9 protein-coding genes are annotated in these 14,856 nt (G+C 64.1%); 4 read left to right on the top strand and 5 right to left on the bottom strand.

From position 1 onward, the window contains the following. Positions 1 to 206 precede the first annotated feature (206 nt). Entirely contained in the window at positions 207 to 365 is a 159-nt protein-coding gene (locus FHL79_RS25090) for a hypothetical protein (protein ID WP_171058124.1), read from the top strand. 239 nt (positions 366 to 604) lie between these two features. Here the strand turns inward: FHL79_RS25090 and FHL79_RS11520 are convergent, their stop codons facing one another. After that, the gene (locus FHL79_RS11520; protein WP_138758736.1) at positions 605 to 1,339 is read right to left on the bottom strand and encodes a hypothetical protein; all 735 of its coding nucleotides are present in this window, start codon (positions 1,337 to 1,339) and stop codon (positions 605 to 607) included. Positions 1,340 to 1,635: 296 nt separating this feature from the next. Here FHL79_RS11520 and FHL79_RS25525 point away from each other — a divergent pair, with 296 nt between their 5' ends. After that, on the top strand, positions 1,636 to 2,229 hold the full coding sequence (locus FHL79_RS25525) for a recombinase family protein (protein WP_218938435.1): 594 nt from the start codon (positions 1,636 to 1,638) through the stop codon (positions 2,227 to 2,229). Next, positions 2,118 to 2,861 carry a recombinase family protein gene (locus tag FHL79_RS25520; RefSeq protein ID WP_218938434.1) on the top strand — a complete coding sequence of 248 codons (744 nt, stop codon included), beginning with the start codon at positions 2,118 to 2,120 and terminating at the stop codon, positions 2,859 to 2,861. The genes FHL79_RS25525 and FHL79_RS25520 overlap by 112 nt, the downstream gene beginning before the upstream one ends. A 403-nt stretch (positions 2,862 to 3,264) precedes the next feature. Here FHL79_RS25520 and FHL79_RS26595 read toward each other — a convergent pair whose 3' ends face one another. The 3 genes from FHL79_RS26595 to FHL79_RS11500 form a co-directional block, all read right to left on the bottom strand. Next, the gene (locus FHL79_RS26595) at positions 3,265 to 4,212 is read right to left on the bottom strand and encodes a rolling circle replication-associated protein (RefSeq protein WP_439331126.1); all 948 of its coding nucleotides are present in this window, start codon (positions 4,210 to 4,212) and stop codon (positions 3,265 to 3,267) included. A gap of 310 nt (positions 4,213 to 4,522) precedes the next feature. Further along, complete coding sequence (locus FHL79_RS11505) at positions 4,523 to 7,294, bottom strand: NACHT domain-containing protein (protein WP_138758735.1); 2,772 nt, start codon at positions 7,292 to 7,294, stop codon at positions 4,523 to 4,525. Positions 7,295 to 7,596: 302 nt separating this feature from the next. After that, entirely contained in the window at positions 7,597 to 7,995 is a 399-nt protein-coding gene (locus FHL79_RS11500; RefSeq protein ID WP_281283868.1) for an ATPase, T2SS/T4P/T4SS family, read from the bottom strand. A gap of 1,973 nt (positions 7,996 to 9,968) precedes the next feature. Here FHL79_RS11500 and FHL79_RS11495 point away from each other — a divergent pair. Then, positions 9,969 to 12,203: a hypothetical protein gene (locus FHL79_RS11495; protein WP_138758734.1), complete on the top strand. Its 2,235-nt coding sequence runs from the start codon at positions 9,969 to 9,971 to the stop codon at positions 12,201 to 12,203. Positions 12,204 to 13,411: 1,208 nt separating this feature from the next. Here the strand turns inward: FHL79_RS11495 and FHL79_RS11490 are convergent. Further along, positions 13,412 to 14,767: an IS110 family RNA-guided transposase gene (locus FHL79_RS11490; RefSeq protein ID WP_246080660.1), complete on the bottom strand. Its 1,356-nt coding sequence runs from the start codon at positions 14,765 to 14,767 to the stop codon at positions 13,412 to 13,414. Positions 14,768 to 14,856 lie beyond the last annotated feature (89 nt).

The following is a 14,856-nucleotide window of genomic DNA, read 5'->3' as shown; positions in this document are numbered from 1 at the left end:
GTTCGAGAGGTCGTACCTGTAGGGGTGCGTCCCTAGACTCCGCGCTGTCGCACCGGAACCCCGGCCGCGACATCCGGGAGATACCGCCGGGTCGTGGCCCGTCCGCAGAAATGCGAACGGGCCCCCTGCTGGAACAGGGAGCCCGTCCGAGATCTCCGTGACCGCACAGGAAGCACTGACAGGAGACGCCGTCTATGACAACGCCCATGACCGTACTGCGCAAGAGTGCACCTCCCCAGCGAGGGTGGCCCTGGGTCGTCGGGCTGGCCGTGATGGCTGCCGCCGAGGTGGGCATCACGGTCGCCACCGGCTCGGTCGAGCAGGGAGTCCTCGCCGCCGGCCTTTTCATCCCGCTGCTGAGGTAGCGATAGGGGCGGGGCGTCGACATGGTCGTCGGCCCGCCCTGTCACCCCAGATCCGGCAAGGCGGTCAGGTAGCAGCGTCCGGCCGTGGCAGCAGGTGGACCTCAGTCCCCTTGCGGCCGGGCCGGGTAGATCGTCAGCTGCACGGCCTCGGTGAGCCACCAGAAGCGTCGGCTGTCAGCGTGCGTCCACGTCGGTTCAACTAAGTCGAAACGTGGGAGGCCTGGTAACGCAGTTCCGAGTCAGCCACTTCCACAGTCGCTGGCTGGCTGTTCTTCCATGAACTCCGGCGGAAACGGCCAATCCCCGTCCTTAAATTCCAGGCGATCCTCCACCTTTAGGATCTGAGGCTCCTCTCCTGAGACTCCGATGGACCACGAGCCATGCGCATCGATAAAGTCGACGCGTACAAAAGCCAGAGTCGTAAACCCGTAGACGCCGTACTCGGGAGGCTCCCCCTCGTATTTCTTCCTGAGCCCCAAAGCATCAATCGATAGTGAAGTGCAGGGGGCGATCACGTCTTGGTAGATGACTGGGGAGCCATCGTAGATGGGAAGGTTCTCCCAAGGCGTCGATTGACTAGCCTCGGACATCGCTTTGTAGCGCAACGTGACGTCTCGAATAGGCACTGTCGATCTGTTCTGTATTGTAAGAACGTCGCCATTCGGGTTTAGCCACCACGAAACGCGGATGGCGTATTCCATGGATTCATCCGTACGACTCTCATCGTTAGCGCGTATCTGATCATCGATGGCCCGCCTCTGGTCGTCCATCGCGCGCCGCTGATCAGCATTGATGCGTCTCTGTTCTTCATTGATGCTCTTTTGCTCGACCAGACTTCCAATGGAGACCAGTAGCGCCAGGATGGAGAAGATGACAGAAATCCAAAGAGCCCAGCGCGACGTGCGATTCCCATCAACCGCTGCATCAGCTTGAACCTGCTCGGGTGGCGGGGTCCAACGGCCAGATCCTGACATGTCGCTCGTTCCCCCATCGTTGAGCGCGCTGAGCTAGGCCACGCATTGGACTACAGGGAGGGCCGAACAGTCGACCCTGTTCCGCATGTCTACTGGTCAAGCTGGTGGGAGGGTCAGACCTTCATGGGGCTCACCGACGTTGTGCGGCGCTACTGCCATAAGGTGGTGCCCCGCTTCTTGTGCAGCTCCCTTGCCTCCGGGAGCTCGAAGACCTCCTCGCAGGTGACCACCCGCTCGCGGGCGGTGATCGCCGCGCACAGGCAGTTGAGCAGCGTGGTCTTTACGACGATTCACTAGTGTCACCGGTGATGCAGAAACGGACCGCAGTGGCGGTCTACGCCCGCATCAGCCAAGACCGCGACGGCGACGGGCTTGGCGTGCAGCGGCAGGTGGACGACTGCCGCGCCGAGGTAGGCCGTCGCGGATGGACGGTCGGCGAGGTCTACATCGACGATGACGTGAGCGCCTACAGCGGCAAAAAGCGCCCGGCCTACGCGCGAATGCTGCAAGACTTGTCGGACGGACGCCGCGACGCGGTCGTCGTGTGGCACATGGACCGCCTACACCGAAGGCCCATCGAGCTCGAGCAGTTCGCCGCGACGTGTACTCAAGCGGGCGTCTCCGATGTGGTGACCTTGCACGGTGACATGAACCTCGGGAGCGGGGACGGACTGCTCGTGGCGCGACTACTGGCGGCTGTCGCGGCCAACGAGAGCGACAGCAAGCGGAGGCGGGGACGGCGCAAGATGCAGGAGTTGGCAGACACAGGGAGCCCCATATGGGCGGACCACGCGCCTTTGGCTTTGAGACCGACAAGCTCACCCACCGCCCCGAAGAGGCGGACGTCATCCGAGCCCTGGCGGCTCGCGCACTGGCCGGAGAGAGCCTGACGTCCTTGAGCAAGTGGCTGGACGAGTCAGGCGTCCGGACGGTCACCGGCCGTCCTTGGCGCACGGTCACGGTTCGCCAGCTACTCCTCAACCCGCGCATGTACGGCATGAGGACGCATCGCGGCGAGACGCTCACTCGGGCCGTCTGGGAGCCGATCATCAGCGCCGCAGACGGCGAGCGACTGCGCCTGCTGCTTACGGACCCGGCGCGCCGAACCAACCGCACGGCGCGCCGTTACGTCCTGTCCGGAGTGTGCCGCTGCGGCCTCTGCGGCACCGTCATGTACTCAGTGCCACGCTTCGAAACCCGCCGCTACCTCTGCCGTTCCGGGACCGACTTCGGTGGCTGCGGCCGCATGGCGATCCACGCGGACAAGCTGGAGCGATTCATCGTCGACGCCGTCCTCCTTCGCCTGGACACACCCGCCCTCACCGACGCCCTCAACGGCCTGCCCGCGCACGACGACGGCGAAGCCGGAAAGTTGGCGGCCGCGATCAGAGCGGACACCGACCAGCTTCAAGAGCTGGCCGACATGTACGCGGATGGTGAGATCGATCGCGCGGGGATGCGCCGGGCGAGACAGCGGATCGAAGACCAACGCGCCGTCACCGCCGCGCTCTCACCAGGCTGACCGAGCACAGCGCCCTTGACGGACTGGCTGGTCACGGCGAAGAACTCAGGCTGAGATGGGCCGATCTGAACCTCAGCCGTCAGGCTGCGATCATCAAGGCCGTCCTAGATCACGTCGTCATCCAGCCCGGCATCTCCGGTCGAAAGGGCCTCAACATCGACCGCGTTCAGCCCGTCTGGCGCATCTGACCCGCGCCCAGCCGCGCCCCTTGAGCGCGCTCCGCGCGCCTTCACGGGCCGCGCCCGGCCACCCGTCAGCAGAGCCCTGACCTGCTCCACAGCGGCGGAATCGGTGACCTTCAACGGAGGCCCCTGAGCGGTGGTCGACGCCTCAACCCAGGCGCGCAACTTGTCGGCCGGCACATCGCTCAAGCCCACGCGAACCACACCGCCGGCGGTCGATTTCAGTTCTCGACCTCAGCCGACGACCAAGACCGGGTAGGCAACTGGCCCATGACCTCACAAGCCTTTGCCAGCAGGTCTTCAGGCGAGTCCGCCGTCAGCCGTCGCACCGGAGGCTGGAATCCCTGAGCCAAGTCGTACCGGTGGCGTCCGAACAGCTGGGGAGCGTCGAAGGTCTTGCTGACGTACTTGGACAGGTACCCCGCCGCCACGCGCGCCGCCTCACGAGTCCCCGACCCGACCGGCAGGTCCGACAACAGCTTCCCTTTGACGAAGCCGCGAGACCAGGTCGAGCGGATGACGCTCCTGTGGACGTACTGCCCCAGTGCGAAGTGCGCGTGCAGCCCGTGGTCGGTCTTGTGCCACTCGGGCACCCAGACATACGGCAGCGCCCCGCCACCGATCGAGGACCGGAGACCGCGAAAGAAGCCACCCAGGTCCGTCCGAAGTTGCGCCGGGTCATGGCACCCCCGCCCGGCATACGTCAACGTCCAGAGACGACTCAGCCCGTTGTGCGCGCAGTACCGACGCACCTTCGCGCGGGCGCGACGAGCAGCCTCTTCCGTGCGCGCGCAGGGTCTGCAGCCGGACGACCGGGCGCCCAATCCCGCACAGCTTGACGCGGCGGCTGGTAACACCCCCCGCCCTCTCCAGCAGTCGGGTACAGGGACAACTGCCACGCGGGGCGAGGCCGCACGGCAGGGACGCGAACAGACACAGGGGATCCCAGGGACGGGCCGACAGAGGACTGTCAGCCCCCCGCGCGACGATGCGGGGTTCGCGGCTAAGCGACTCGTGTAACGAAACGAGGGGGGCCTAGCCACCTGCCGCGTCCCGGGAGCACGTCCCTTAGGTCTAGCCGCGGCTTGCTCGTCTGTTACCGGCACGGCCTGATATGTGGTCCCGCGCGCATGGTTGGCGCGCAGGAGTGGGCTGGCAAACCCTGGCATGTGTGTGAGTTCCCCTGGCGCGGTGGCTAACCAGAAGAGCCGATCTCGTATCCCAGGGCACTGCCACGGCTGTCACACGGGAGTCAAAGCATCGTCACTAGGGCAACACGAGTCACTTCGCACCCACCCCACCGGCGCAGTCTCCGGCCCGTCCTCCGCTCGTCAAGGGTTCGCTGCGCCGCTACGCGCCCTTGACGAACTTCCCTCAGACCTGCGCCAGCACCTATAGGGAGGGCACTAGGAGAAAAACGCAGCCGAGGAGGACGGGCTCCGAGTTATGTTGCTATTTCAAGTCGAGGGTCGGCTCGCGCTACGCGCGAGCCGACCCCGCCCGCCGCAACCCAGGTCGGCGGCGCGACGTAGGGGGTAGGAGAGAAATCTCCTTACTCAGCCACCGCTCAAAGAATGCTTCCGCATCAGGCACGTCGCGGATCTTCGCACGCAAGGGCTCCCCTAGATCATCCAGTTCCGCCTCATTCGTTCGAGCGTCCGCGAGAGGTCGCAACCAGGCGGGAAGCGGCCCTAGTGGCGCCCCATTCGCGACCATTTGAATGTGAACTTCCACCAGAGGGAGCAGCAGCATTAGGGAGACTAGTCCCAGCCGAGCAATATCCGATTTGGCTTCTTGCTCGACGAACCACACCCATCGTTCGAGACCCATAATGTCGGAGAACCACGGGGCCCTTCGCTTCACCAGGTCTTGAATGACCTGCTGTTGAACCACCTTCGTCCGAGCAGGCGAAACCGGCTGCACGAGCCCAAAATATCCGCCCTTATGACGGACAGCGAGCAGTCGAAAGAAGAACGGGAGACCGGTGCGACCGAGGCCCATGAAATCCCAGTCATACAAGCAGCCAACCCCATGCCAATCCACGACCTGCTTAAAGGTCACCCTCCCGCGGTCCAGCTCGATCAGCGCAACCCAGTGAGCAGTCGTTCGCTGCGCCGTTACAGCAGCCGCAAACTCCACCAAGTTTTCGGCTGACCAAGCGGACCAAAACGTGGTCGGCCCATACGAAGTGTTGAGAAGGGCAGTGCGCAGAGCCGGTTCGTCGTGAACATTCTCATGCAGCCGCGCCCGCAATAGATCTCTCAACACGCTACCTACACGCGGCGCGTTTTCACTATTGACGGCAAGCAGTTCTGGCTGCACCCGCGCCCCGAGCTCATTCCTTTTAGCCGCCAACCCCTTCTCGTCTGCATGTTGTCCCTCGTCAGCTAGGTGAATCTCCAGAGCCTTTACGACAATCGACCTCAAAACGTCGGGGCGAGGCACGACAAACTGAAGCGCCCGAACAGCGAAAGATGAAGCGTAAAGATCACTAACGGAGAGGCCGCTGGCATCGGCAATCACCAGTTGCAGGAAGTCATCCGCCCCATCCTCGGTGGCACGTCCAAGGATTTGAACCGCTAGCTGCGCCACGACATCCCAGCCTCCCGACCTGATGTAAGACTTGAGCTCGGCATACAGGGCTCCCGGACTTGTGTGATGCCGGACAAGCTGACTTGCTGCAAAGTACTCGAGGAATGTTTGATGCGTGAATCCGTACGTCTCTGACCCGATATCCGTTAGGACCCACGCTCGCCCCTTACAGAATTCGATGAACTCGGCAGCCGCGGTCTCGGCCGTATCGTCATCATCGAATCGCTTTTCCCGAAGGTACGCCTTCATGTAGGAGACCAACTTGGCGCGGCTCATCCCCTCGCGCACTCCCTGCGCCTCTCCCGCGCCCGAGCCCGCGTCCGCCTCGGTCTTGTACATGTGCAGGGCTAGGGAGCGCATGGCTGCCTGCACATGGGCGTCAAACGAGAGTGGTGCCTGGATGCCGCGCTGCTTGTCCCAACGCTCAAACAGCAGCAGAGCGCACTTTTCATACACATCAGGCCGATTCCTCGGTATATAATTCTCGCTCGCGTAAATGCCGCACATCAGCGAGAGCATAAGAGGATTAACCCGCAAGTCGGCGACGAATAGACTGTCCTCCATAAAGGAATTCGCAAGCCCCTCCTGGCGAGCGGTTTCAACCGATTCATCGAGGCGGAACCACTTTTGCACATACGCCAATACCTTATCCGGCGTAAATTCGCCCAGCTGCACCGTGGCGAAGAGGTCTGGGTCGAGCGGCGCCTCGTCGTAGCCGACTCGCCGGGAGGTGACGAGCATCGGACAGGTTGGGTACCGGAGAGCGAAACCTTGAACGGCTTCTACCACATCGCGACGAAGCGAAGTGTCCAGCAACTCGTCTAGACCATCAAGGATGACCATGGCTCGATCGGTCAGCAGAAGCCATTCGATTGCTTCGTTCGGAGCTTCGATATTGTACGGAGACCGACACCGACCCTCAAGGTATTCGATCAGTGTCTGTTTATGCCTTCCCCGCACAACAGTTGCATAGTCGCGCAGCTCAACGAAGAAGGGCGTCCGCTGGACTGAACCAGTGACGCGCCCCGCAGCAAGATCGTGAGTGAGCTTCCGAGAGAGCGTCGATTTACCACCCCCTGGGTCACCCAGAATAACTGCGCGAGTCGAGTGCCGCAGCAATTCTGGTACATCTAGCCGGCGTTCGTCGTCTCGCAAACTGTCACTTTGCGGACCGATCCACACTTCCGGCTCGACGAAAAGCTGCTCGTAGGGGACTTGGCGCGTCGTGCCAGCGTGCGGCAACTTCATGGTTGCATGAAGACCAGCCACTTGAGCGCGGTATTCGTCCTCGAAATCGCGAAACCGCTCTAGCTCGTCCAACCCCTGCAGCAGATCGGTACTACGCACGGTAGCTGACGATAGGCTGCCTATAGTTTTGAGCATCTCCGCCTCTAGGGCTGGCGCAAGGTCTGGTTTCGCCAGCACATATCGAACGTGTTGAAGCACTACTTCATTAACAGCGGCGAGCAAGGCCTCGCCAACCTCCGCGGAAGTTTCCTCACCGACGAACACCTTGAGCGACGTCAAGAACTCGTCCTGAAGAGCGGTCAGCAGGCCCGCGGCTGCACGGCCATGACCCTCCGAGAGATAAGCGCGCGCTAGCGCAGTCGCGGCGTGTTCAAGCTCTGCGGACTCACAAAAGTCGAGGATCTTGCTCAATGTCTCAGGGGACTGGTCCTCGAGGACGGCTCGTCGGGCGAGGCCCGAGCGGCCACTTGACAAGGCTCGAATCTTGCGCCGCCGACGACCACGAAAGACAGCCCGAGCACCGACTCCCGCCGCCCGAATGACCCCTGCGCCTGCGCCCTTTGCAACCGCTGGAAGAAGCGCCTCAAACCCAGTCACGTATCTGCACCTTCCGTTGGTCCGCACGGACGCACGGCAGGCTCTGCCCCACCGACGAAGGGGTTCAGGCTTACACGAGACCTGAGGTCATCCTCGCCCGACACCCACCGGGTGTCTTAATGACTTGCCGCGTTGCCTGCCTGCGTCCCGCCGGAGACCAATATGTTGAGCCCTGCGGCGACCGCGGCCTCCAGGAACCGGGCGGCCTGGGTGGTCAGCGTCCCGAGCGCCACGAGCTCGTCGAGGCTGTGCGCCTGCAGCACGAACTTCCGGATGTTGACCGCCATGTGCCGGCGCGTGACGTCGGGGATCACCACGTGCAGCCGCGACCCGTCGGGCAGCATGGCGTCGACGAACGGCGTGCTCATGTCGATGCGGCGGCCCGACGTGCGCAGCATCCGCTCGACCAGGTCGGCCAGTTGCCCGGCACCCAGGATCGTCGTGGTCAGCTCGCTGCGGCCGCGACGGGCGACGAAGACCCGGCCCGGTTCGTTGACCCAGAACTGACCCGGGATGCACGGCTGCGTGTGGTAATCGATGAAACCTGGGTTTGACCTGCGCCTTCATCGTTGGGCGCTACTGACGGGCGACGACCGATGCTGGCTGAGTTGCGGACTCTCTGCGGACCCTGCGGACTGCGTGCCGACTTGGGACGGCGTTCTCCGCGGGCCCACCCGAGCCGTCCCGAGGGACCAGGCAACCGCTCCAGGGCCGGCCGATGGTGCCGGCTGCAGCGGGTCGTCGGGTCGAGGTCGGTTGTGCGGACGGCCAGGAGTGTGTGGATCGGCGCCGGAGGCCCCCACGTCACATCCACGCCGCGGGCGGTCGGGATCGGCCATGTGCCGGCTCGGGTACCGCGCCTCCTGCGCTACACCGTGAGAAACCAGTCCCGCGATGCAATGGTTTCAGTCCCGGCTGAGCAACACCCGGCCGGAGTCGACCAGCGTGACGACCTGGTCCAGACGTCGGGCGCCGACCACCGGCAGGACGTCCTAGCTCATCGACGCCGTCGCGCAAGGCGGCGGTGGAGTCGTAGCCTAGCCGGCGTCGGCGACCACCACCGGCGGAGCCAGCCCCTACCCGGCCATCTCGTTGAGCATGTCTAGGGCCAGCGGCCACTTCTTCCGGTGGCGCACGTCGTCGGGGATGCCCGCACGCTCCGGCGGGCGCGGACGGTCGCGGCCGCCTCCTCGGTCGCGGCCTGGGTCTCATTGCAGCCCGTCAACAGGAACAGCCGCTATGAAGGCGGGCAGGAGGCGGCGTCGGTGACCGCGCAGATGCTTACCCCCTATATGGCTGTTGCCGACCTTGCCGAGCGTGCCGGAGTACTGCCGGGCCACCCGGGATACGCACAGCATCATGTCCCTGGCCGCAGTGTCCCAGACACTGCCTCTTAGACAGGTGGCTCCCCGTGTCGCACGCCACAGGGTCGATCGGTGCCACAAGCCGTAGTTCAATGCACGTCCTCGGGGGTCATCCCGAGTCACGCAGCAAAAATCACTGGGGGACTGCGAGTATGTCAGGTGCTTCACCGCCTACATGGGCCGACGTCAGGCAAGCTTTAGAGGCTATCAAGGGAAATCAGACGTCGCGTCTGGCGCTCAGAACCTCTGTCGCTTTTTCGATCCTGGCGCTGGCGGTCTCTCTCTTGGGCTATTGCGAACAAAGAAGCGCCAACGAGAGTCAGAAAGGGATCAATGAGGATCAAAGGCGCGCGATCGAAGATCAGATTCTCGTTAATGATGAGGGTCGCGCCGACAAACAACGTGAGTATGCAGTCCGAGTGCACTGGTGGACTGACAACACATCTAATAGCCCGGTCTACATACAGAATCGCTCGCCGATCCCTATCAGGCAGGTCGCCTTGCGATACAAGATGCTGGGGGCGGGGGACTTCGGCCTGAATGCAGAGAATGTACCCCTCTATACTGGGGCCCCCGTCATCATGATAGTCACCATTCCCCCCTGCACCATCCTCACGCTAGACGGAGAGGCGATCGAAGAGCTTTACCTCGGCTCAATTGACGTGCGGGCCGACCGGAGCGATAGGCAAGCGATGTATTGGTCGCGCCTTGACTTCAATGATGTCCACGGCACTTGGTCGGTCCAAGAGGACGGTACGCTGAAAACTAGAGCGAGTAGCGACTCGGTTGAATCGGTGGAGGGGGACCTTGGCCTATGGAGTGGGGGGCCGCACACCGAAGTGGAGCCAGCTGCGGACTGCGGGACAGGTTAACGGTTGATCTTAGGTCGTGACGCAACAGTGATGCCGCGGTGACGCCTGCACGCCACGCTGAGCGTGCACTCCACTTGAATCTCACTTCCCCCTCAGCCCCCGCTCGCTGTCTCACCTGGTCACGCCATACTGAGCCGATTACTGGGAGTACGCATGCCAGCGATCCGAGTCCGTGTCCTGGTCGTCCCCGACCTCGTCGCCCTGCGAGGGGTGCATGTCGTACTCGAATCTCCGCACGGAGCGACGTCCGCTGTGACCGATGAGCAGGGACATGCCGATCTGCACATAGACCTCCAGGATCTCGCGGGCCCGCTCCAAGTCGTGTTGCTCAATGAGAACCAGCAGCCGACATACCGCAAGGAACTCGATGCGGGTCTTGCGGAAAACTTGTCTGTCACGCTTCCCCTTAGCGTCGAGCAAGCAATCAACATCGGCATCTACAGCCCGAAGAGCCGCCTACGGGCCGATCCTGCGAGCAAACGCGCGAAGAGATGCGCAGCCTGGCGGAGCTACACGCAGACGCACGGCGAGCAGGCACGAACGACGTTGTGCTTTGCGCGCACCGTGGTCGACTTCGCCGGGCAACTGGAGAACCCGCAGACAAAGGCGCACAGAGCCGCCCGCGACCTGGCCCTGGCGAGATTCACCGATGAGGAACTTACGCGGGCGACGGAGGTCATCACCAACGCCGGCCATGCTCTCGACGACTGCATGCCCACGGACCTGCCCGACAGCTGCTTGCAGCGAGGCGGAGACCCTTCATCCCTCGCCGAGGAGCTGCTGTTCGGTGACGACCGCCCCGGAACCCGCCTGCTGCAGCGACTCTCGAGCGTCACGCCGGACCCCCGTACCGGCTTGGGCGACGGGCGCATCGGGACAGCCTTCACCGTGGGAGTCAAGCTGCCCCAGACCTGCATTGACAGGATGAATCGAGGGGAACTACCCGCCGACATCATCGAGCGCATGCACATTGTTCTCGACGATCCCCAGGTGCAGAAGCTGCACCCGCCGCAGGTCAACCTGGTCGACATCTGGGCCCGCGATCCGTGGCGTACAGCGGATGTGAACACCGGGGGTACGGTCCGCCTGGGCCAAGTACACGCCGAGGAGCTGACATTTCAAGAACGCGTCCCGCTGCAGGACGAGGCGAGGACGATCAGCACCGATGTCGAGCTGGACGGCGCTGAGTGTTTAATCCTGGAACCTGCTGAAGACGGCAGGCAGGTCTTCTTCACCGACGTCCAACCCGGCCAGGTCGTAACGTTAAAGGGATCTGGATTCGTGGCGAGCAGGGCGCGAGGTGAGCTGAGGTTCCGGCGTTATGAGGGAGCCGATGAGGACGGCCGGATGACCTTCCTGCCAAACTGGGAGGCCCCGGCCGGATCCGAGGTGCTCGACTTGCCGGTGCATGGCTCCGTCCTCGCCCCCCTTCCCAGCGAGTCGCCGTTGACCTTCGTCGGCGACCAGATCGTGTTTAGTTGGCCCGCGGCCGCGGCTGATCCGGGCCTGTATCGGCTGGACCTAAGCTTCGTCAACGAGACCGACCACTACATTGCCTTGGACCAAGACCCCGTGACCTGTGCCGTCGACGTGCGCAAGGAAGGAGATGTCTTTGCGCCGCCACTGCACTTCGTGGTTACGCCTCTTGTGGAGCAGGCGCCGGCGCGGCTCACCGCGAGCCGTGTGGACTGCCTCGATGAAACGGATCCCGAGAGCGCCGGACCCATCGCTCTCGCCGACGACGCAACCTACGAGGTGACCGGCACGCGATTCGCCCCAGTCCTTGCCGATCCGACGTCGTCGGACCCCAACGAGTTCTTCGATCTCACGCGGGTGGGCGATATCCTTCAAGTTTCAGGTCGGCGTCGCTTCTGGGATGCCCCGGATTCCTGGCAGCCCGACCTCCAGGCCTTCCCAGCCGCTCCGGACCTGGCGGCCTTCATCGAGCCGGACGAAATCGTGGCCATGTCACTCAAGCTTTTCGAGGTGGACGGCGACCTCGACGTGGCCATTCTGCGGACGGCCTTAATTGTCCTTCTGATTATCATCGTCATCGTCATCCTGGTCAGTCTGGCTGCAGCAATCATCCTGCTGGTCGCCGTCGGCGTCATTGAGGTCGCCTCACTGGGCGCCGGGACTCCGCTGGCCATCATCATCGGCGCGCTGGCCGCCTTCGTGACCGGAGTGGCGTTCACCGCGCTTATGGCAGTGATCGACGCGCTTGCCGCCGCCGTACCGGGCGTCGAGGTGATGGCGGCGGGTGCCACTGCGTTCACGGGCCAACAACTGTCCCACCTGCTGTCACCGTTGAGGCTCCACCGCGTGATCTGGTCATCCGGCAGCTTCGATGTGGGGGATCCGTCCATCAATGCGCGACGGATCTCGGTACAGGTCGGCAATGGGACGATCGTCGAAGTGTTCCGTGGCCAACAGCTCGGCGGCGAGTATGACCTCACGGCCGTCACCCGGACACGGCTAACCCTGTGACGACGAACATGCACCGCCCGATCACTGCCTTGTCAAGCAGCAGCCCGGTGCTAAATCACGGGACGGACGGCGCCACAGGCGACACGACAACACGCTGATCCGCCAGGCCGAGTCGATCTCACCTGCGGGTCGACCCATCCGTCGCCGGCGTCGTGCAGGGCCCGGTCAGCTCCTCAGGAGGGGTCCGCGGAGCGCGGAGAATTCCCAGCTCCGCAAGTTAGTTCACTGGTCGCCGTGGCGGCGCTGCCACTCCTCGGCGTGCGGATCGCGGCCCTCGTCCGGTCCCAGCTCAGTCGGGGCCAGGGTGACGTCTGGTCGACAGTCACGCAGCGGGGCATGCTCTGCCCCGCCTGGAGGACCACCTCGCCACCCACCGCCAGCTCCGCGTCAGTCTAGTTCTTCTCGGAAAGCGTCTAGCTTAGTGTCGTTCGCCGCCCACTCGACACTCACGCCACCGTGTCGCACGAGGTCGCTGCGTGACCGCGAACGGGTGCATCGCGAAGCTCAATGTCATTGACATAACCCGGGCAGCCAGCATCCTCCATGCAGTCAGTAATCGCCGTAAACGACCAACGAAATGATACTTGCGACGACTCTCTGCTCATAACTTCCAACCCTTACCGCTGCCCGTCAGTTTTTACTGGAAGACGGCACGTATGCTACCGATTCGGTAGTCCAAGCGCCTTTGATGCGGCTCCGCCTAAATGGTCGGAAACGTGGTGGAACTGCTGACTGACGTTGACAATCGCAGGGTCGGTGACGTAGCTGACCGTGGCTTCGCGGTCGCCAGATCCCAGTTGGCCGGTCGTGGGCGGGGGCGCATCCGGCCCTTCCAGTCGAGGGGTTTCAGCCACAGAGCACTCGCCAACCGGTCCGCGAGCCCGCGACCGACAGGTGATGGTGCGGCCACTACGGCCTCATGCGTTAACGCACGCGAGCCGCAATTGCACTCCGCTCTCGGTCGTCCGAAAGTCTGGGCCGTCCTGAGCCGTAGCGACGTCACCCACCACAGACCCGAGCGGCACGAGCAGCCCCTCCCCTGCCTCCAATGGAGGACAAAATCATGGCCGACACAGACCCGTGAATTGGCGAGTTGCAGGCGCGCGTCAGCGCGCCCGGGCGTCAGCCCGGGAACGTCACCCCGACGTCACCCCGCGCTCAGGCCGCCGGATCGAGGACCACGGTGTGACCGAGTCGCTCCAGCTGGGTCACCAGCCGGCGGGCGTGCGCCTCGTCGTCGCGTCGGCGCAGCCAATCCGGACCGAGATCGCGGTAGGGCTCGTCCCGGCTGAGCCTGTAGTAGGCCGAGACCAGGATCGAGTTGGCGACCGCCACCTGAGCCCGGACAGCCCGCGGCGGGCCATCAGCCGGGCGTGCTGGGCGGAGAGGTAGTTGTCCTTGGACCGGCCCACCGAGCCGGCGGCCTCGACCAGCATCGCGGTCAGCCACTTGTTGCCGTGCCGCACCCCCACCGGCGTCCGCCGCCCGGCGGACTCGTGCACCCCCGGTGCCAGCCCGGCCCAGGACGCCAGATGCGCCGCGGTCGGGAACCGGGACATGTCTCCGCTGGTCTCGGCCACGATGACCTGGGCGACCTTCGGGCCGACTCCAGGGATGGTCTGCAGCAGCTCCAGCTGATGCGCCCACGGCCGGCAGGCCTCGGCGATCAGCTCATCGAGCTCGGCCAGCGCCTGCTCCACCCGGTCCAGTCGGGTCAGCATCTGGGCGACCAGCCGGGCATGCGCGTCGGTGAATTGCCCGTCTAGAGCCTCGCGCAGGTCGGGGATCTTGCCCCGCATCTTCCCTTTAGCCATCTCGGCCAGCACCGCCGGATCGCGCTGCCCGGCGACCATCGCGCCCAGCATCGCCCGCGCCGACACCGTCGACAGGCTCGAGGCGACCGCGGAGAGCTTGATCGAGGCGTCCTCGAGCATCTGCTCCAGCCGGGTCACGTCGCGGGTCCGGTCGCCCATCAGCTGCACCCGGTAGCGGGTCAGCATCCGCAGATGCCGGATCTCCGGCGGCGCCACGAACGAGGGGCTCAGTAGGCCGTGCTCGAGCAGCTGGGCGATCCACTCCGCGTCCTTGACGTCGGTCTTTCGGCCCGGGACTGCCTTCATGTGCGCGGCGTTGAGCAGCCAGACCTCCATGACTTCTTCCAGGCAGTAGAACGGCGCCTTCCAGTAGGTGGAGGTTGACTCCATCGCCGTGATCGTCACCCCGCTTGCGATCAGCCAGTCCCGCATCACGCGCAAGGAGCCGGCCGTCGTCTTGAACGTCCGCGTCTCGCTGTGCCGGCCCCGGGGACCCGGGGTGCGCACAAAGACGGTCAGCAACGCCTTGCCAACGTTCAGCCCGGTCGAACAGCACTTCCGCCCCGACCACTCCCCTTCGGCGACATGCGGCGCCGACCGGAGGGCCCTCTGACCGGAGACAGACCCACGTGCTCTACGGCAACAATCCAGCGCGCCCGAGGACCCCGCGCCATACACCTCACCGGGCTTGACGCACCAATGTGTCAAGACGTCGCCGGCCGGCGACAGCAGTGTCCTGGCAGTTCTCATCGCCCGGCACCATGATCAAGATCGCAATCGATCACACCTCATGCACCAGGCCCCCACGCAATTCGTGGTGACGGGTTCATGAACGTCAC

Source organism: Modestobacter altitudinis, assembly GCF_005930475.1.
Taxonomy (GTDB): domain Bacteria; phylum Actinomycetota; class Actinomycetes; order Mycobacteriales; family Geodermatophilaceae; genus Modestobacter; species Modestobacter altitudinis.
Note: the sequence above shows the minus strand (reverse complement) of the source record. Positions and strands in the feature narration are given on the sequence as shown.

Excerpts from the sequence above, each read along its gene's own strand:
- FHL79_RS25090 (WP_171058124.1), top strand. The coding sequence starts at position 207 with ATGACCGTACTGCGCAAGAGTGCACCTCCCCAGCGAGGGTGGCCCTGG.
- FHL79_RS11520 (WP_138758736.1), bottom strand. The coding sequence starts at position 1,339 with ATGTCAGGATCTGGCCGTTGGACCCCGCCACCCGAGCAGGTTCAAGCT.
- FHL79_RS11490 (WP_246080660.1), bottom strand. The coding sequence starts at position 14,767 with ATGAGAACTGCCAGGACACTGCTGTCGCCGGCCGGCGACGTCTTGACA.
- FHL79_RS25520 (WP_218938434.1), top strand. The coding sequence starts at position 2,118 with ATGGGCGGACCACGCGCCTTTGGCTTTGAGACCGACAAGCTCACCCAC.
- FHL79_RS26595 (WP_439331126.1), bottom strand. The coding sequence starts at position 4,212 with ATGCCAGGGTTTGCCAGCCCACTCCTGCGCGCCAACCATGCGCGCGGG.